Origin of the sequence: Chryseobacterium sp. HR92 (assembly GCF_045689405.1) — a bacterium.
GTDB classification, from domain to species: domain Bacteria; phylum Bacteroidota; class Bacteroidia; order Flavobacteriales; family Weeksellaceae; genus Chryseobacterium; species Chryseobacterium viscerum_A.
Window position 1 is genome coordinate 810,544 of the sequence record NZ_CP139139.1, and the last position, 18,793, is coordinate 829,336.

The following is an 18,793-nucleotide window of genomic DNA, read 5'->3' on the forward strand; positions in this document are numbered from 1 at the left end:
TTTACAGCTTTTTTCTTTACATACAAGAACTTTTTGATTTTTTTTTTAAATTTACTGTGGATTTTATTTACGGAAAATATGCTGATAGACTTCAATAATCTCAATATTAATCAATTATCGTTCAATACGGAATTTGAAAAGAAAGTGAAAATTTTTCTGGAAGAATGGTTTTCAGAAAAAACAAGGGTAAATGTGCAAACATCGGGCTCTACAGGAGTTCCAAAAATTTTTGAAATTGATAAAAAGAAAATGATCAATTCAGCAGTAATGACCTGCAGCTTTTTGGGATTAAAAGAAGGAGATACGGCATTACTCTGCCTGCCCGTAGAATATATCTCAGGAAAAATGATGATTGTCCGCTCTATTGAAAGAGGATTGAAGTTAAAAGTTGTTGAACCTTCTCTGAGACCTGTAGAAAACTTAGAAGAAGAAATTGATTTTTGTGCCATGACTCCGCTTCAGGTAGAAAATTCATTGGAGAAACTTCATCTGATCAAAAATCTGATTATTGGTGGTGCCGCCGTTTCAGAAAGTCTGAAAAATAAAATTCTACAGATGAACCTTAGTGCTTCAAACCGTATTTTTGAAACTTATGGAATGTCAGAAACGCTTTCCCATATTGGCTTAAAACAATTGATGCCCGAACAGGAAGATTATTTTACTGTTTTTGAAAATGTATCCATCTCTTTGGATGAAAGAGGATGTCTGAAAATCTATGCACCTAATCTGAATGCTGAAGAATTACAAACTAATGATTTAGTTGATATTAGGAATGGAAAACAATTTAAATTTCTCGGAAGAATTGATAACGTGATCAATTCCGGAGGAGCAAAAATTTTCCCGGAAACCCTTGAAGCATTGGTAAAAAAAGAAATCCCAAACGAAGCGGTATTTATCGGCTTGCCGGATGAAAGTTTGGGTCAGAAACTGATATTGATTATAGAAGGAAATGAATCAGATGAGGTGATAAAGAAAATTTCAGACATACCGTTTGAGAAGAGTTTTCACAAACCTAAAGAATTTATTTTCATCAGTGAAATTCCGAGGACACCCAACGGAAAAATAAACAGATTAGAACTGTATAAAAATATTAACGCAGATCTATAGTCTGAAATCTTGATTCTAATATCTGAAAATCTTAACACTATGAAAAACTTTTCAAAAGAACTCAGTTTCAAAACTTCCCGCAGCAGTGGGGCAGGAGGACAGAATGTCAACAAAGTAGAGACTGCTGTTACCGTACTTTGGAAAGTAGATTCGTCTGAATTTTTCAATGATGATGAAAAAATATTAATTCAGGATAAACTGAAAAACAGAATCAATGCAGAAGGCTTTTTATTCCTTACCGTTTCCGAAAGCAGAACCCAGCTGATGAACAAAAATAAAGCCATTGAAAAAATAATTGAAATTGTAAATAAAGCCCTCATCATTCCCAAGAAAAGAACTGCCACAAAACCTTCAAGAGCCCAGAAACAAAAAAGACTTGATGGCAAGAAGAAACTTTCCGATAAAAAAGAAAACAGACGCTTCAAATTTTAGTTTGTTTCTCCCGAAGAAAATTTTACTTTTGCCGGAAACTTTAAACCATGATAAAAAAACTAATTCTATTAGGAACTATTTCGAGTTCTTTGCTTTCTTTTGCACAGGAAAAAATAACCATCGTACCGGCTGTAGGATATGCGTGGAGAGTAGCTAAAACAGCACCTGGTCTTTCCATAGCAGAAAAAAATTATGTTGAAGGGTTGAAAAACGGAATTCATTTTGAAATTGCTGCTTACTACAATGTGAAAAATATAGGAATTGGTGCTAAGTTTTCCAATTATAATGCTTCCAGCAGTGGTGTATTGAGCGGATACAATATGAATGGGCAGCCTGTTACGGTTTATATAAGTACTAAGGATAATATTACATTCTTTGGACCTTCTGTTATGTTCTCTAATTACACGAAACCTACAAACCACAAAATTGTTGCTGATGTATCTCTTGGAGTTATTAGCTACACTACAAAAACAGAAGCAGTAAAAGGTACAGGATCCAACTTTGGTATGGAACTGGGGGCAGCATATCAATATGCAGTTTCAAAAAACTTTATGATAGGTCCTAAGTTGGGAATTACCGCAGGAACTTTGAACAAAATCAAAGTTAATGGACAAACAACTGACCTTGGTGAGGACCAGAAAGAGGGTCTGACAAGAGTTTCTTTGAGCGCAGCCGCTACATTTCGTTTTTAAATCCTATCTTTGTAAGGATTACATATAATCTCATAATAATGGCAGCAACAATCTCTTTATCGGCAGAACGCAGACAATCAGGATTGTTGCTGTCATTACTTTATCTTCATACAGATTCTTTTCTGAAAAGTTCTAAGGACTTTATCAATTAAGCCCTGTCAGGATCCAAGACAGGGAATTACTCCGGATTTTATTTATTGCTTTTTTTGCAGTTTTCTATAGAAGAAGGCTGTTGTATGACTGGATTCTACATTGGATCACCAGGAATAACTGCATTTTAATTTTAAAAAAAATGAACAAAATGTCTAATCATATTATTGTAACCACCGGAATTTATGATGCTATAAAAGATACACTCAGAAGGAAAAAAGTGAGCATCGGAGAAGAAAAAAGACTTACGGAAGAACTTAGAAATGCGAAACAGGTATTGAGAAGAGATCTGCCTGCTGATATCGTAACAGTGGAAAGGAAAGTAACATTGAAAGACCATACCTTAGATTTTGAGCACGAGTATATTTTTGTGCCATCTACCAAAGCAAAGCTTAAAAAGAATAAACATTCCATACTGTCAGATATTGCCCTTGCAGTAGTAGGATATAAAGTAGGAGATGTTATCAGCTGGCCTTTCAGAGATGGAGAAAGAAAAATTGAGATTCTAAAAGTGGAAGCCTGGGAAGGCTAATCCTTTGCTGAATAATATTAGGTTGAATTACAATGAAAGCGCAACTCAAGAGAGTTGCGCTTTTTATTTCATTGGCTCAACTGTTTTGGGAAACGCAATGGCGTAAGTTTTTATATAATGAATGTTGCAAGGCGCAAGGATTTTATCTGTGATAAAATTGTGTACTGTATAATTTTTTTATCTCACACTGATTTTGCAGATTACGCAGATACTAATAAAAATCTGCGTAATCTGTGTGATCTGCGCGAAAATTTAATCTAAAATTTAACATTTTCCCTTGCTGAAATCTAATATTGAGCGAAGTCGAGATGTTCTTGCATCTTAAAAATATAAGTAATGCATGAAAAACTTTTGCACCTTTGCGTTTCCCAACAAAACAGTTTTGGTATTATTTAACAAATGATAAAAAAAGTCCCCTCCGTTACACTTTCTTCAAGTGCTTTGGCTGCATTCCGTTTTTAAGTTTTATCTTTGCAAAAATTAAAAAAATGAGCAAACCGATAACTGAATTCATAGAAAAGTATTACCTGCACTTCAACGCAGCTGCATTGGTGGATGCTTCTAAAGGATATGTTGCACATCTTAAAGATGGCGGAAAAATGATGATTACTTTGGCAGGAGCAATGTCTACTGCTGAATTAGGGAAGATTCTTGCTGAAATGATCCGTCAGGGGAAAGTAGATTTTATCTCTTGTACAGGGGCTAACCTTGAAGAAGATTTAATGAACCTTGTAGCACACTCTCACTATGAAAGAGTTCCTCATTACAGAGATTTGACTGCTCAGGATGAGTGGGATCTTTTAGAAAGAGGTCTGAACAGAGTTACAGATACTTGTATCCCTGAAGAAGAAGCTTTCAGAAGATTACAAAAACATATCGTAGAGATCTGGAAAGATGCAGAAGCTAAAGGAGAAAGATATTTCCCTCACGAATTCATGTACAAAATGATCCTTTCAGGAGTTTTGGAGCAGTACTACGAAATTCCTAGAGAAAACTCTTGGATGATTGCTGCTGCAGAAGCAAACCTACCAATCGTAGTTCCGGGATGGGAAGATTCTACAATGGGTAACATCTTTGCTTCTTACTGTATCAAAGGAGAGCTTAAGGCTACTACAATGAAATCAGGAATTGAATATATGACTTATCTTGCTGACTGGTATACTAAAAATTCAGCAGGAAAAGGAGTTGGGTTCTTCCAGATTGGTGGTGGTATCGCAGGAGATTTCCCTATCTGTGTAGTGCCAATGCTGTATCAGGATATGGAAATGCATGACATTCCTTTCTGGTCTTATTTCTGCCAGATTTCTGATTCTACAACATCTTATGGATCTTATTCAGGAGCAGTTCCAAATGAAAAAATCACTTGGGGTAAACTTGATATCACTACACCGAAATTTATCGTTGAAAGTGATGCAACGATCTGTGCACCATTGATGTTCTCTTATATCTTAGAAAACGCATAAGAATAAAATTCTCATCAGAGATTACAATACAGCGCTTCAATTCATTTGAAGCGCTATTTTTATTTTATGATTGAAAAATAGATTTGTTTTGAAAACTAAAAACAATTTGAACCATTAAGATTATTTAAGTTATAATCATTTTTCTTAATGGTTTAAAGTGATATACATTATTCCCACAGATCCCACGAATTACACAGATTTTTATATTATTTGTATGGCTTGCAAAATCAGCATGAGATAAAAGAAATTATACAATATAAAATTTTATCGAAGATAAAATCCTTGCGCCTTACAACACATAGTATTCAAAGAACTTGCGCCTTTGCGTTCTCCAAAAAATATACGTTTGTGAAAATCTGTGCGATCTGCGGGAAAATAAAAATCAATCCAAAGAATTCACCAACACAAAGTATCGATATGCCAGAATTCCCTTTTCTACCTTAGTCAGATGATTAGGATCCTTCTTACTCAGCTTCGGAAGAACTTTTTTATTAACCGCGTTCAACAGCCTGAAAAATGATTTTTTCATATCTTTATCTTTTAATGAAACATCATTGAGCGTAAGAGAGTTCAAAAATGATGCAAAAAAGAAAGCCAGCTAAAATAACAATTTGATATGGACGAAATTTTCAAACAACAGGTATACGAAGTAGCAAGACTTATTCCCAAAGGAAGAGTTTCTACGTATGGTGCTATAGCAAAAGCCGTTGGCTATCCAAACCATTCAAGACATGTAGGAAAAGCCATGGGAGGTTGCCCGAAAGATGTTCCGGCTCACCGTGTCATTTCAAGTTCAGGAGTTTTATCCGTTCCGGAATTTCAGCCTAAGCTGGAGGCAGAAGGAATTACTGTGGAAAATCTTAGAATAAAAAATTTCAAAAAACTGTTCTGGAACCCGTTGGATGAATTGTAAATATCAAAGAATTTTTAACGCAAAGGTTTTGTCTGTATACTGTATATTTTTAAGGAAGCAAAGGAGAAATCAATGAAATTAATTCTCTAAGCTAACGTATTACTATCACAAAGCTTCATCAGCGACAAAGTCGCAGCTCTTTGCCTCCTGAAATAAAGCATAAGAATCATCAATCCTTTGCGTCAAAAAAACTCTCACCTAAAACCTTACATCATAAAAAAATGTCACTCCATAACTTAATATGAGTGACAACAATATTTTCTTATAGCTTCAAACTGTATTATTTTCTTCCTTTTGGGAGACCTTTCAGTTCTTCTTTCAGCTTTTCGTTCTCCTCTTTTAATAGAGCAATATAGTTTTGAAGGTTTTCAATAATAGCTCCAGGGATATTATCATAGTTGTTCTGGCTAGTAATGATTCCCGCAGAAGAAGATCTATCATTAAATACAGGATGGTCATTATTAACAACTACTGTAGCTTCCTCCTCTTCATAAATGTCCTCAACCGGTACATCCAAAAAACGGGCAAGTTTGTCCCATTCATCTTTTACAATCCTTACATCACCGCTTTCTTTTCTGCTGTAATTAGATACATCTGTTGCGATAAAATCAGCTACCTGCTGTTGAGTATAGCCTTTTTGCTTTCTGATGACGCGTAATTTTTCTTTTTGCATGACCTACATTTTATACAAAAATGGCAAAAAAGCATAAGCTGTACAATAGAAAATGAATAAAATGTAGAGTAAAGCAATGAAGATTAAGAGAAAAGAAGGTACAGGTTTATAATATTCAGATTATTTAAATTGGCTGTTAATGATTTTTAGACTTTTAAGAAAACGCAAAGAGTTTCATTTATTAAATTTTCTCGCAGATCACACAGATTACGCAGATTTTTATTAGTATCTGCGTAATCTGCAAAATCAGCGTGAGATAAAAAATAAAATATACAGTACACAATTTTATTGCAGATAAAATCCTTGCACCTTAAAGCATGAGCCTTGTGAGAAAAACTTGAGCCTTTGTGTTTTCCTAACGTACTCAAATAAAAAAAGACTGCTTCAAAATTGAAACAGTCTCTTGTGTATTATTTTTCAAGTTGCTTGTAGCTTCTCTGTATAAAATCTGTCAGGTCTTTTCCTTTCAGTAAATTTTGTGAAAGTTTGGCAAGATCCAGAGCATATTTGATTAAATTTTCCTTCTCTTCAGCGTTCTCAGTTTTTAAAATCTGATTGGAAAGCTCACTGTTCGAGTTCACCACAAGATTGTACATTTCCGGGAAGCCTCCCATTCCGAACATACCACCACCGCCTGTAGCCTGCATTTCTTTCATTCTTCTCATAAACTCAGGTTGGGTAATCGTGAATGGAGCATCATTGCTGTCAAGATCTTCAAGCTGAACTGTGAATTTTGAATCCTGGATAGCTTCTTCCACATTCTTTTTCAAAGATTCTTTTTCCGTTTCATTCAGTTTTGAAATTACCGGCTCATCTTTTTTGATCAGGTTGTTCACGTGATCTGCATCTACTCTTGCAAAAGAAATATTTTCTTTTGAAGTTTCCAGCTTCTGGATAACATGTGGAGTGATAGGAGAGTCTAATAGCAGAACTTCATACCCTTTATCCTTTGCAGACTGGATATAGCTGTGCTGTTCATCAGCATTGGTAGCATATAGTACAACCAGTTTATTGTCTTTATCCGTTTGTATAGGCTTGATTTTCTCTACCAATTCATCCCAAAGGAAATATTTTCCGTCTGTTGTAGGATACAGTGTGAATTTGTCAGCTTTCTCAGCAAATTTTTCTTCTGTAACAATTCCGTACTCGATTACGATCTTAATGTCGTTCCATTTTTTCTCGTAGTCTTCACGGTTTTCGTTGATCAGGGAAGCCATTTTATCAGCTACCTTTTTGGTGATGTAAGATGAAATTTTCTTTACAGCACCATCAGCCTGAAGGTAAGAACGGGAAACATTCAATGGAATATCCGGTGAATCTATAACACCTCTCAGAAGCATCAGGAAGTCCGGAACGATCCCTTTTACTTCATCTGTTACGAATACCTGGTTTTGATATAATTGAATTTTATCCTTGTCGATATTTAAATTATTGCTCAGTTTCGGGAAGAACAGAATTCCTGTAAGATTGAAAGGATAATCAACATTCAGGTGAATATTGAATAAAGGTTCTTCAAACTGCATAGGATACAGCTCGTGGTAGAACTTCATATAATCTTCGTTGGTCAGTTCGCTTGGAGCAATCGTCCATGCTGGTACCGGATTGTTGATGATATTGTCTACTTCTTCTGTTTCTGCTACGGCATCTTCAGGAGCGTCTTCCGGTAATGGAAGTGTATGTGTTTTTGTTCCGAATTTGATCGGAACAGGCATAAACTTGTTATACTTCAATAATAGTTCACGGATTTTTCCTTCTTCTAAAAATTCCACAGAATCTTCAGCAATATGAAGGATGATTTCCGTTCCTCTGTCAGTTTTGTCGGTAGTTTCTTCAAGGGTAAATTCCGGGCTTCCATCACAGATCCAACGTACTGCCGGTTCGTCTTTATAAGACTTTGTAAGAATTTCTACTTTTTCAGCTACCATGAACGCAGAGTAGAATCCAAGACCGAAATGCCCGATAATCCCAGAATCTTTTGCAGAATCTTTATATTTTTCCAAAAATTCTTCTGCTCCTGAGAAAGCAACCTGATTGATATATTTTTCAACCTCTTCACCAGTCATACCAATACCTTGGTCTATAATGCGTAAAGTTTTTTGGTCTTTATCAATTTTAACTTCAAGTTTAGGGTTTCCGTATTCCACTTTTGCCTCACCAATGCTTGTCAGATGTTTTAATTTTAAAGTGGCATCAGTAGCATTAGAGATTAATTCTCTTAAGAATATTTCGTGGTCACTGTAAAGAAATTTTTTAATAAGCGGGAAAATATTTTCCACAGATACATTAATATTTCCTTTAGTCATCATATTTTATATTTTAATTGTTCTACATACTTCTCAAAAAAAATACCATGCAGCAGAAAGTGACAGAATGGCATTTTTTCAACGTGAAACAGTTTTATCCTACGAATTTGTCAAAGAAATATCTTACTTTTAAGTATTAAAAATTTTTTAAAGATGAAGTTGAAATGTACAGTTTTTATTCTGCTCATAATGACCTGTTGGGTCTATGGACAGAAAAAGCCTTTAGACCATTCTGTCTATGACAGTTGGCAAAATATCGGCATGAGAAAAATATCAAATGACGGAAAATGGATTGCTTACTCTGTAGATGCTCAGGAAGGAAATCCTAACCTTTCTTTATATTCCGTAAAAAATAAAACGACAAAGAAGTTTGCAAGAGGAACAAAAGTAGATTTTACAAATGATTCCAGATTTGCTGTTTTTCAGATCCGTCCGCAGTATAAAGATATAAAAGCGGTAAAAGATAAAAAACTTAAAAAAAATAAATTAACAAAAGACAGTCTTGCAATTGTTGATTTTTTAAATGATAAAACAGAAAGAATTCCTAATGTAAAATCATTTAAAATCCCTGAAAAAGCAGGCTCTTACGTAGCCTATCTTCTGGAAAACACAAAAGATAAATCTTCGGATGATGCTTCTGATAAAGAAGATGGAGAGGATAATAAAGATGAAGATAAAAATGTAAAACCTTTGCAGTTAGTTGTGCGAAATCTTTTGGACGGGAAAAGTACAACGTATGATAATGTAGTCCGCTATGAGTTCAGTAAAAATGGAAAGCAGCTCGCTTTTGTGACGAAGAAACCTGAAGAAAAACCTAAAAAGGATAAAAAAGATTCTGCTGATGAAAAATCTGAGGACAAAAAAGATAATGACAAATCAAAGCCAAAGAAATATACATTTCAAACCGTACAGGTTGTAGATCTGCAAAAAGGAGTTGTAACTAAAATTTCAGAGATGGAAGGCGATTTTTCACAATTGTCTTTTGATGAAGAAGGAAATCAGCTGGCATATGTAGGAACTTCTTCTGCACAAAATGACCTGGTGAAATTGTATCAGTTGTATTACTTTAATTTTAAAGGAAATAAAAAGGAAATAATTGCCAATGAAAATGCACAGATGAAGAAGAATTGGGTAATTTCTGAAAACCGTTTACCCTTATTCAGCAAAAACGGAAAGCAGTTGTATTTTGGTGTTGCTCCGAAACCTATCGCAAAAGATACTGCAATGATTGCGAATGATCATGCGGTAGTAGATATCTGGAATTATAAAGATGATTATCTGCAAACAGTACAGCTAAAGGAATTGAAAAACGATCTGAAGAAATCCTATGCTGCAGTAATGCAGACGGAAAAACCAGATTTCTTCAGAAATATTGATGGCGAAGATTTGGATACTTTAAGACTGGTAAATGAAGGAAATGCTGAATTTGCGCTGGGTATTACAAGTTTGAATAACCGTATTTCTTCGCAATGGGAGGGTGCAACTAAGAAAACATATTTCCTGATTGATAATAAAACAGGTGAGAGGACAGAGATTATTCAGAATCTGAATGGCTCAGTTGCTGTTTCTCCGCTTGGAAAATTCGTAGTGATTTTTGACAGAGAAAAAGGGAAGTGGCTCAGTTATAATGTGAAAACAAAACAAACACTTCCATTGAGCAGCGGACTGCCCGTTTCTTTTGTGGATGAAGAGTTTGATATGCCGGATTTTCCAAATTCTTATGGCATCGCTTCCTGGACGAATAATGATGAATCTGTGATTATTAAAGATCGTTTCGACCTTTGGGAGTTTTTTCTGAATGGCTCAAAAAAGCCGAGAAATATCACCAATGGATTTGGTCGTAAAAATAAAATAACGTTTGACACCTACGACTTAGATAAAGATATTAAAAGCTTAAACCGAAAATCTTCCATTTATTTATCAGCATTTGATAATACATCCAAAGCAAACGGAATTTTTAGAACTTCTATTCAGTCGGGTTCTGATCCGGTAAAAATCCAGTTGGAAAATGTATGGGGATATAGAAGTCTTCAAAAAGCAAAAAATGCTGAAGAATATATTGTAGTAAAAGAATCATATACTGATTCTCCCAATATTTTCGCAACATCAGAATTCTCAGAACAGCAAAAGCTGAGTGATACCAATCCGCAGCAAAACAACTATAATTGGGGTACAGACGAATTGGTAAACTGGACAACACCAAAAGGAAATACATCTACAGGAATTTTATACAAGCCGGAAAATTTCGATCCAAATAAAAAGTATCCAATGATTGTTTATTTCTATGAAAAACTTTCGGATAATCTTAACCGTTATGTAGCACCGGCTCCAACACCTTCAAGATTGAATATTTCTTATTTTGTGAGCAACGGATATCTGGTTTTCACACCTGATATTTCGTATACAGACGGTTTTCCTGGAGAATCTGCTATGGAATACATTAATTCAGGAGTTGAAAAGCTAAAGCAAAATTCCTGGGTAGATGGTACTAAAATTGGAATTCAGGGACAAAGCTGGGGTGGTTATCAGGTAGCATATCTTATTGCTCATACCAATATGTATGCAGCTGCATGGAGTGGAGCTCCTGTTGTAAACATGACTTCTGCATATGGAGGAATCCGATGGACTTCAGGGATGAACAGACAGTTTCAGTATGAAAAATCACAAAGCAGATTAGGTAAAAATCTATGGGAAGCACCGGATCTTTATATTAAAAATTCACCGCTTTTTACCATTGATAAAGTACAAACTCCGGTAGTTATTATGAGTAATGATAAAGATGGAGCTGTGCCGTGGTATCAGGGAATTGAGATGTTTACCGCATTACGCCGTCTCGGAAAACCGGTATGGCTTCTGAATTATAATGGTGATGATCACAATCTCGTTAAACGGCAGAACAGAAAAGATATTCAAATACGCGAACAGCAATTTTTTGATTATTATCTCAAAGGTGCTAAAGCTCCGGTCTGGATGACAAAAGGTATTCCAGCCACCCAAAAAGGAAAAGATTGGGGATTTGAGCTGACAGATGACAAACCAAATTAATATCAACTCGGCGGAGCCAAAGGCTCCGCCGAGTTTTTTAATTTTTCTGAGAAAAATATATCACAAAAGATAAACTGACACAATGGCATTTTTTTATGATGGGCCTGTTGAGCACTTTTATTATATTTACGGCCAATTATAAATAACAGTATGGGAATCTTTGATTTTTTTAAGAAGAAAAATAATAATCAGGAAAATGTAAGTACTTTGGTTCAGGAAATGGAAATACCAGAGGAAAAAGTAGTAGAGGAAGTGGTAGAAGAAGTTGTGGAAACGATACCGGAAACCCCTTCACAACAGATAGACGAGCCAAAAGTAAATGAAGAATATGAAAAAATCAGGATTTATAATGATTATGTTGTGTATTCTATAGCGCTTCAGCTAAGAGGGGAATATACGCCTATTTCAGCCTTTGAAAAAGAAAATGGTGAGGTAGAGGGCTTTGCTTATATGGTAACTGAAGATGCCTATGCACTTTCTCCACAACAGGCGATTGGACAAATGGAAGAGAAGTTTGAGAATGAGCTTCAGGCAGGAAAAATTAAATCTTATATGATCCTGTATCATTCTCAGTTTGATCATAACGGAAATCACACTCCGGCAATTCAGGAAGGGGAGTTCAAAGGGATTTCTCTTGCGTATCATTTTGCAGGTCAGGATAAGGTGAAAACAGGTCTGCCTTATGTTTTCGAAAACCAGAATGTCACTTATAAAGGGTTTGCAGAATTTTCTCATGAAGAAAATAATGAGATCATGAATCATCAGTTGGTGGATGGTAAAGATTATTTCCCGAATACAGAAGGAATTGCTGCTCCTGAAACGACTAATGAAGCTGGAATTATTATAAGAAAATCAAATGTTCATAATCTTGTGAATACCTGGAGCGGGGTTTTTGGTCATGAAAATTTCCAGACTAAAGATTACGGTCAATATCTTACTGCTGTTTTAATGCAGTCCACGGTTGCAGATCCGGCTGGTGAGGATAAAAGTAAAACAGAATTTGAAGATGTAAGATTTAAAACCATTGTTACAGATGAACTTAGCACCATAATTCCGGAGGTGAAAACTAATTATGTTTTAGATTTTGAAACAAGGTCAATCAGAGAGTGGGAAAATGCGCTGAACCTGCAGGCAATTGTAGCCGGTCCTGCCAGAAATACTTTTGGCGTTTGGTTCTTTGCAACGGATTATGCGGAAAACAGAAATACATACATCACACAGCCTCACCTTAAGATACATATCAGCGGAATTGTTCTCATCCTTGATGTTCACACAAACACTGATTTACCTGATGGGACTAAAATGAGTGAAGATTTCACAACGTATGCACCAAGCCAGGATCTTCCGAACTATGCATGTTTCGATTTTATTGCTCAGGTTGTAGACTTTAAGGAGACAGAATTACTTGATGACAGAAGCGTTAAAGGTTATATCCTGAAGTTGAAATTAATCACGAATGAAGAAAATGAAGATTTCTTTACCATTGATGCTTTTGTGAATAAAGAAAATATGCGATTTGAAACTCCAGCAAAAGGAATGAAAGTTACCGGAGCACTTCAGCTGCAAGGTAAAATTGCTGAATAATTTTAAAAATATAAAAGCTAAAAGAGGTTGTTCCGCGGAATGACCTCTTTTTTATTTTTTGATTGTAAATAAAACCTGAAAAATTATTTAAACGCAAAGGAATAAGAGATTCGGAATTTGATTTTTAGGGTGCAAAGGTTTGCGACTTTATCGCTGATTAAGCTTTGTGGTTATGTAGTCGCTTAAAAAGGATCAATGAAATTGATTCTGTCTTTGCTCTCTTTAAAATAACACAACCAAAAAAACTTTGAGTTAAAAAAAGCATGTACACTTCAAAACAAAAAAGGCAATCCTAAGACTGCCTTTTCTATATTTTTCTGAAAAATTATTTGTTTTTCATTTCCTCTTTGATCTTGTTTTCCAATTCTTCGGAAAGATCAGGATTATCTTTTAAAACATCTTTTACAGCATCACGTCCCTGACCAAGTTTAGTCTCTTCGTAGCTGAACCAAGATCCGCTTTTCTTCACAATTCCCATATCTACGGCAGTATCAAGAATTTCACCAACTTTAGAAACTCCTTCTCCATACATGATATCGAATTCTGCCTGCTTGAAAGGAGGTGCTACTTTGTTTTTCACAATTTTCACTTTCACACGGCTACCGATAGCTTCGTCACCTTGCTTGATAGGTGCACTTGCTTTTCTGATATCAATTCTTACAGAAGCATAGAACTTAAGAGCATTACCTCCGGTAGTTGTTTCAGGGTTTCCGAACATTACACCGATCTTTTCTCTCAACTGATTGATGAAGATTACTGTACATTTTGTTCTTGAAATAGTAGCAGTCAATTTTCTTAATGCCTGAGACATTAATCTTGCGTGAAGTCCCATTTTGGAATCTCCCATTTCCCCTTCGATCTCTGCTTTTGGTGTAAGAGCCGCTACGGAGTCAATTACAACGATATCAATAGCTCCGGAACGGATAAGGTTATCAGCAATTTCTAAAGCCTGCTCACCATTGTCCGGCTGAGAAATGATCAGGTTTTCAAGATCAATTCCTAATTTCGCAGCATAAGTTCTGTCGAAAGCGTGCTCTGCATCAATGAATGCAGCAATACCACCTGCTTTTTGAGCCTCAGCAATAGCATGAAGGGTCAAAGTTGTTTTACCTGAAGATTCAGGACCATATATTTCAATGATTCTTCCTTTTGGATATCCACCTATACCTAAAGCAATATCTAATCCTAAAGAACCGGAAGGAATTACTTCTATTGTATTGTCTATAGATTGATCACCTAAAGTCATTACAGTTCCTTTTCCGTATGTTTTATCTAATTTGTCAAGCACTAAAGCAAGTGCTTTTTTCTTATCATCAATGTTACTCATCGCTATTAAAATAATTTCTCAAAAATACATAATTTAAACATCAAAAACTAATATTATTTGTTCGTGAAAACTGTTTTTAGAGTTAAAAAATGATAAATTTTTGCTGCTGATTCTATTCATTATGAAGCGGATGCAGAATGTGTATTAGTGCATTAAAAAAAATAATAACGATTGATGAGAAAGGATGCTGGAAGCTGGAAGAAGGGAATTTTTGAAGGCTGTAAACTGCATTGAACTTAGTTTATTCCTTTTAAAATGAGATTTATCGTCTAATAGAAACTTCCAGCCTCGATCTTCCTAACTTATCCTAATGAAAATTTGAATTCTTAGTAATAGTAAGATAATCTTCCAGTACTTTCATCTGATCTTTGTTTCCTCTTTGTATTCTGGCATCCCGACTGACAAGCTTATCATATACTTTGTTGAAAAGTATCTTTGATTTTGGAAACAAATTCTTGTAAGGAACTTCCGGAATTTGTAATCTTTTACAAACTTCATCATCCAGCAGAAACCAGGTGCAGCAGACGTGCAGATATTTTAAATTTTTCCTTTGGAATTCAAATTTTAATATAGGATTTTCCAGAGACTCGTTCAGTAGAGAGTGGGCAAGGAGTACAGAATCTTTATCAGAAGGAGGCTGAACGGAAGTCCATAAGTAAAAATATTCAGTAGCTTGTTTTTTGTTGTCGGGAAGAAGCTGTTCCGGAATACCTAAAAGATAACCTACGTATTTCCACAAATGAAATATTCCTTGTTCTTCCTCAATGGAAAAATTATTTCCCAATTTTTGAAGACTGTGAAGAAAGACAAGACTAAAACCGATGTATGTTGCCATCATATCCCATGAATTGATAGGCTCACCCCAGTTTTCGGTATCCCAGCCTTGATAATGTTTTTTTATAGAAAGTCTCGCATAAGAATGGATCAGGCGGGTTTTTATAGCAAATTCATACCCTTTTGCATGAATTTCCAGCGCGTTGTATCGGGTAGCATTCACCCAAAAATCCAATGTTTCAGAAAGTCGTTTTACAGCACCCTTTTTTAATGCTTCTGTTACAATAAGAGGTTTGTTAAGGTAAGCATAATCATAACCGCCGATCAGGCAATAATCTCTCAGGGAGATCAAAGAATCAAGGTTGCTTCTCATGCAGAGTTCGGCACCGCTTTTGAGTAAATTATAATCCAGCCATTCGGGAACTTTCTGGGTTTGACTGAACATTTTTTTTACACTTTCAGGAACTGATTCTGTTTCCGAAACTCCATTTCTGATGTACTGCTCAATTTCTCTGGATGCCTCATGAAATTTTTTAGTAAAATAAACATCTTTTACAACCTCATCACCCGTCTCATCCACATGATGAAAAAAAGGAGCGAATTTTTCAAATTTTTCAAAACTCACTTCCGCTCCGGAAAATTCAATAAGTAGTTTTCCGTTTCCACTTTCCCAGAAATCTCTGAAATGAGGAGCGTCTTTAAATCGTGGTTGTATCATGTTCATTCCTTTACCTATAAAAGTACAAGATTTTTGCTGAAGTTTTTTGGTGAGATTTGTCAGGCTCAGGATGGAAATTCTATAGATATCCCCATTCAAAAGTTTTTTTGATCAGTTCAGAGCTGTTTCTGCAATCGGATTTCCTTAAAATGTTTTTCCTGTGGGTACGTACGGTTTCCTCTGAAATATTCAGCAGATCTGATATTTCTCCTGTGGAATAGCCTTTTGCGATACAGTTGATAACCTCAACCTCTCTTTTGGTGAAGATTACAGGGGTAGATTCATGAGGTTTCATATGCCCCATCCACTGCATCTGATGAAAATCATCCCGTCCGTTAGTTCCGCAGACTAGCACTACATAGGAATTTTGATGAGTGATATGTTCAATATTTGTATGGATGTTAACAGCCTGCAAAAGTCTGCCGTTTTCATCTTTATACGTGTGTAAAGCCTGATGATGGAACAGTTCATAATTCCCTTTTGAAGTTCTCATTCTGAAACAATAGCTGGTTTTCAGTTCCTGCTGATAATCAAAACCGTCAATTTCTTTTATTTTTTCTATTGACATTCTTTCGGCTTCCATGACAAACTCAATATCATCGGGATGGATGAGGTCTATAATTTCTTTCAGGTGTACGGGATATTTACTGAGGCCATGTATTTTCAGAATGTCTTCATGGTGATTGCAGATGGTACTGTCTGCGAAATTAATGACATAATAATAGAACTTTCCCGGCGCGAAGATTTCTCCTATAATATGTTCAATGGCGGGAACGGGTAGTATTCTGTTGTCATTCTGTAAAATTTCAGGATAGTCATTCCAGATTTTGGTGAGGGGATGTGGTTTTTTTGCATGAGTCAGATGTTTTTTCTCCATTGGTTAATGTTTTCTTAAAAATAATAAAATTATGTTAAAAAATCACCCTTTTGTGGTATTTCGTGTGGTAGGTAAGTATTGTAGCTTTAAATAAAACTAATGACCATGGAAACTTAATTTCCGGAACATTCCTTTTAAGGTGATAACTCAACCACTGACAATTCAAAAAACTTTAATCTGAAAAATAAATAACCATGAAAACAAAAATTTTATTGCTGTTTCTGCTAGGATGGGTGGGGATGGTTTGCGGACAAGAAAGTTTTAAAAAAGTGTATAGAATCCCGAACTTAATAAGATTTAAATCTGGTGAGATTATTTGTTTACAATGGGATTCTTCTGTGAAATTTAAAGACTTGACGCATACGCAACAGAAATCTATTAAAAAAAATTATGAAAGCGGTTCTTTTGTTACAATTGAAGAACCATTAGAATTTAATAGTGAAAAGAAAATAGTTACAAAAACTGTTAAAGTAGACAAAGATTTTTATGACTCCTTAATAGTTAAGGAAAGTAACATAACAGATACAATATTTAAAGGATATGTCAAGTTTGAAGAAAATAAGGTAATTGTTAATCCATTTATTTATAAAATTAAGAAAGAAAATAATGAAGAAGAATATAAAAGAAATGCTATTCATTATTATAAACTTAAAAATAGACAATCTATTAGACTTTGTTTTAATGAAATTACAGTATCAGCATTAACAATACCGTTTAAATACAGATTTAAACATTCCGGCGTCCCTGAAGAATTTTCTGCGGGAATTAATATTAATCTTTTTGGTGGGTTTTCTATTGGTAAAACTAGATTTTTTCATCAAGATAAAGTGGGTAATAAAGAAAATACTTATAAGTTTACTTTTGGAGGACTATTAGGTTCTTCTATAGTAGAATTAAATAATAGTAATACATCAATGGCTGATAAACCTCTGGCAACCGATGAGAAAATGAATAAAGGAGTTGCAAGCATTGGTCTTGGTATAGTTTATTCTTTTAATAAAATTAATTTAGGTGCTTTTTGTGGATGGGATTTTGCAATGGGAAAAGATTCAAACAAATGGGATTATAACAAAAAAACTTGGTTAGGTATAGCATTAGGTTATTCATTATTCAATTTTTAAATATTTCAATCAAAAAAACCTTCCCATCGGGAAGGTTTTATATTGCTTATCGCTCATTACTTATTATAAAGAAGCCGCGTGTACAAGCATATCTACTAACTTGTTAGAGTAACCCATTTCGTTGTCATACCAAGAAACAAGTTTCACGAAGTTTGGAGAAAGCATGATACCAGCATCTTTGTCGAAGATAGAAGTTCTCTTATCTCCTACGAAATCCTGAGATACTACTGCATCTTCAGTATATCCAAGGATACCTTTCAATTCACCTTCAGAAGCAGCTTTGATTACTGAACAGATTTCTTCATAAGAAGCAGCTTTTTCAATTCTTACTGTTAAATCTACTACAGAAACGTCAACAGTTGGTACTCTGAAAGACATACCTGTAAGTTTTCCGTTCAAAGAAGGGATTACTTTTCCTACTGCTTTAGCAGCACCTGTAGAAGAAGGGATGATGTTGTTCAGAGCAGCTCTACCACCTCTCCAGTCTTTTACTGAAGGACCGTCAACAGTTTTCTGAGTAGCTGTTGTAGCGTGTACAGTTGTCATTAAACCTTCTACGATTCCAAAGTTATCGTGGATCACTTTAGCTAAAGGAGCTAAACAGTTTGTAGTACAAGAAGCGTTTGATAAGATTTTGATATCATCAGTAAGTTCCTTGTGGTTTACACCCATTACGAACATTGGAGTATCATCTTTAGAAGGAGCAGAAAGGATTACTTTCTTTGCACCAGCGTTGATGTGAGCCTGAGCAGTATCTTTAGATAAGAAAAGACCTGTAGATTCTACGATATAATCAGCACCAATTTCATTCCACTTTAGGTTGTTAGGATCTCTTTCAGCAGTTACTCTGATTCTTTTCCCGTTTACTACAAGATCGTTTCCTTCTACAGAAACTTCACCTGGGAAAATACCGTGTACAGAGTCATATTTTAACATGTAAGCCATGTATTCTGCATTAATAAGGTCATTGATTCCTACAACTTCAATGTTGTCTCTTTCAGTCATTGCTCTGAAAACAAGACGTCCAATTCTACCAAAACCGTTGATACCTACTTTAATTGTTGACATAATAGTTTGTTTTT

At 35.2% G+C, this 18,793-nt stretch carries 16 protein-coding genes; 9 read left to right on the top strand and 7 right to left on the bottom strand.

The window, feature by feature from the left end:
* The first annotated feature begins 78 nt into the window (after positions 1-78).
* The 5 genes from SFA27_RS03600 (at position 79) to SFA27_RS03620 (ending at position 4,376) form a co-directional block, all read left to right on the top strand.
* Positions 79-1,107 carry an AMP-binding protein gene (locus tag SFA27_RS03600; protein ID WP_407298157.1) on the top strand — a complete coding sequence of 343 codons (1,029 nt, stop codon included), beginning with the start codon at positions 79-81 and terminating at the stop codon, positions 1,105-1,107.
* A 39-nt stretch (positions 1,108-1,146) separates the two neighbouring features.
* A complete protein-coding gene (arfB, locus tag SFA27_RS03605) occupies positions 1,147-1,539 on the top strand; it encodes an alternative ribosome rescue aminoacyl-tRNA hydrolase ArfB (RefSeq protein ID WP_047379093.1) in 393 nt (130 codons plus the stop codon).
* A gap of 47 nt (positions 1,540-1,586) precedes the next feature.
* Positions 1,587-2,231, top strand: a complete 645-nt coding sequence (locus SFA27_RS03610) for a hypothetical protein (protein WP_047379091.1) — start codon at positions 1,587-1,589, stop codon at positions 2,229-2,231.
* Positions 2,232-2,532: 301 nt separating this feature from the next.
* Positions 2,533-2,913, top strand: coding sequence for a GreA/GreB family elongation factor (locus SFA27_RS03615; RefSeq protein WP_407296393.1), 381 nt, complete (start codon positions 2,533-2,535; stop codon positions 2,911-2,913).
* A 488-nt stretch (positions 2,914-3,401) separates the two neighbouring features.
* Positions 3,402-4,376 (top strand): deoxyhypusine synthase family protein, encoded by a 975-nt coding sequence (locus SFA27_RS03620; protein WP_045500886.1) that lies wholly within the window; start codon positions 3,402-3,404, stop codon positions 4,374-4,376.
* Between the two features lie 382 nt (positions 4,377-4,758).
* On the opposite strand, the gene SFA27_RS03625 is transcribed toward SFA27_RS03620, so the two are convergent.
* A complete protein-coding gene (locus tag SFA27_RS03625; protein WP_185097866.1) occupies positions 4,759-4,905 on the bottom strand; it encodes a hypothetical protein in 147 nt (48 codons plus the stop codon).
* 87 nt (positions 4,906-4,992) lie between these two features.
* On the opposite strand from SFA27_RS03625, the gene SFA27_RS03630 reads away from it, so the two are divergent.
* Positions 4,993-5,289 (top strand): MGMT family protein, encoded by a 297-nt coding sequence (locus tag SFA27_RS03630; RefSeq protein WP_047379087.1) that lies wholly within the window; start codon positions 4,993-4,995, stop codon positions 5,287-5,289.
* Between the two features lie 280 nt (positions 5,290-5,569).
* Here the strand turns inward: SFA27_RS03630 and SFA27_RS03635 are convergent, their stop codons facing one another.
* Together SFA27_RS03635 and htpG are read right to left on the bottom strand one after the other, a co-directional pair.
* Positions 5,570-5,962, bottom strand: coding sequence for a helix-turn-helix transcriptional regulator (locus tag SFA27_RS03635; RefSeq protein WP_407296398.1), 393 nt, complete (start codon positions 5,960-5,962; stop codon positions 5,570-5,572).
* 410 nt (positions 5,963-6,372) lie between these two features.
* Positions 6,373-8,265 (bottom strand): molecular chaperone HtpG, encoded by a 1,893-nt coding sequence (gene htpG / locus SFA27_RS03640; protein WP_407298158.1) that lies wholly within the window; start codon positions 8,263-8,265, stop codon positions 6,373-6,375.
* A gap of 153 nt (positions 8,266-8,418) precedes the next feature.
* On the opposite strand from htpG, the gene SFA27_RS03645 reads away from it, so the two are divergent.
* Together SFA27_RS03645 and SFA27_RS03650 are read left to right on the top strand one after the other, a co-directional pair.
* On the top strand, positions 8,419-11,310 hold the full coding sequence (locus tag SFA27_RS03645; RefSeq protein ID WP_407296400.1) for an alpha/beta hydrolase family protein: 2,892 nt from the start codon (positions 8,419-8,421) through the stop codon (positions 11,308-11,310).
* 150 nt (positions 11,311-11,460) lie between these two features.
* Positions 11,461-12,894: a hypothetical protein gene (locus tag SFA27_RS03650; protein ID WP_407296402.1), complete on the top strand. Its 1,434-nt coding sequence runs from the start codon at positions 11,461-11,463 to the stop codon at positions 12,892-12,894.
* Positions 12,895-13,219: 325 nt separating this feature from the next.
* Here SFA27_RS03650 and recA read toward each other — a convergent pair whose 3' ends face one another.
* From recA to SFA27_RS03665, 3 genes are all read right to left on the bottom strand, one after another.
* Positions 13,220-14,221, bottom strand: coding sequence for a recombinase RecA (gene recA / locus SFA27_RS03655; RefSeq protein ID WP_047379082.1), 1,002 nt, complete (start codon positions 14,219-14,221; stop codon positions 13,220-13,222).
* 307 nt (positions 14,222-14,528) lie between these two features.
* Positions 14,529-15,713, bottom strand: a complete 1,185-nt coding sequence (locus SFA27_RS03660) for an oxygenase MpaB family protein (RefSeq protein WP_407296405.1) — start codon at positions 15,711-15,713, stop codon at positions 14,529-14,531.
* 79 nt (positions 15,714-15,792) lie between these two features.
* On the bottom strand, positions 15,793-16,590 hold the full coding sequence (locus SFA27_RS03665) for a response regulator transcription factor (RefSeq protein ID WP_407296407.1): 798 nt from the start codon (positions 16,588-16,590) through the stop codon (positions 15,793-15,795).
* A 194-nt stretch (positions 16,591-16,784) separates the two neighbouring features.
* Between SFA27_RS03665 and SFA27_RS03670 the strand changes: the two genes are divergently transcribed.
* Positions 16,785-17,711, top strand: coding sequence for a hypothetical protein (locus tag SFA27_RS03670; RefSeq protein ID WP_407296409.1), 927 nt, complete (start codon positions 16,785-16,787; stop codon positions 17,709-17,711).
* 63 nt (positions 17,712-17,774) lie between these two features.
* On the opposite strand, the gene gap is transcribed toward SFA27_RS03670, so the two are convergent.
* Complete coding sequence (gene gap, locus SFA27_RS03675) at positions 17,775-18,779, bottom strand: type I glyceraldehyde-3-phosphate dehydrogenase (RefSeq protein WP_124535023.1); 1,005 nt, start codon at positions 18,777-18,779, stop codon at positions 17,775-17,777.
* Positions 18,780-18,793: the final 14 nt, after the last annotated feature.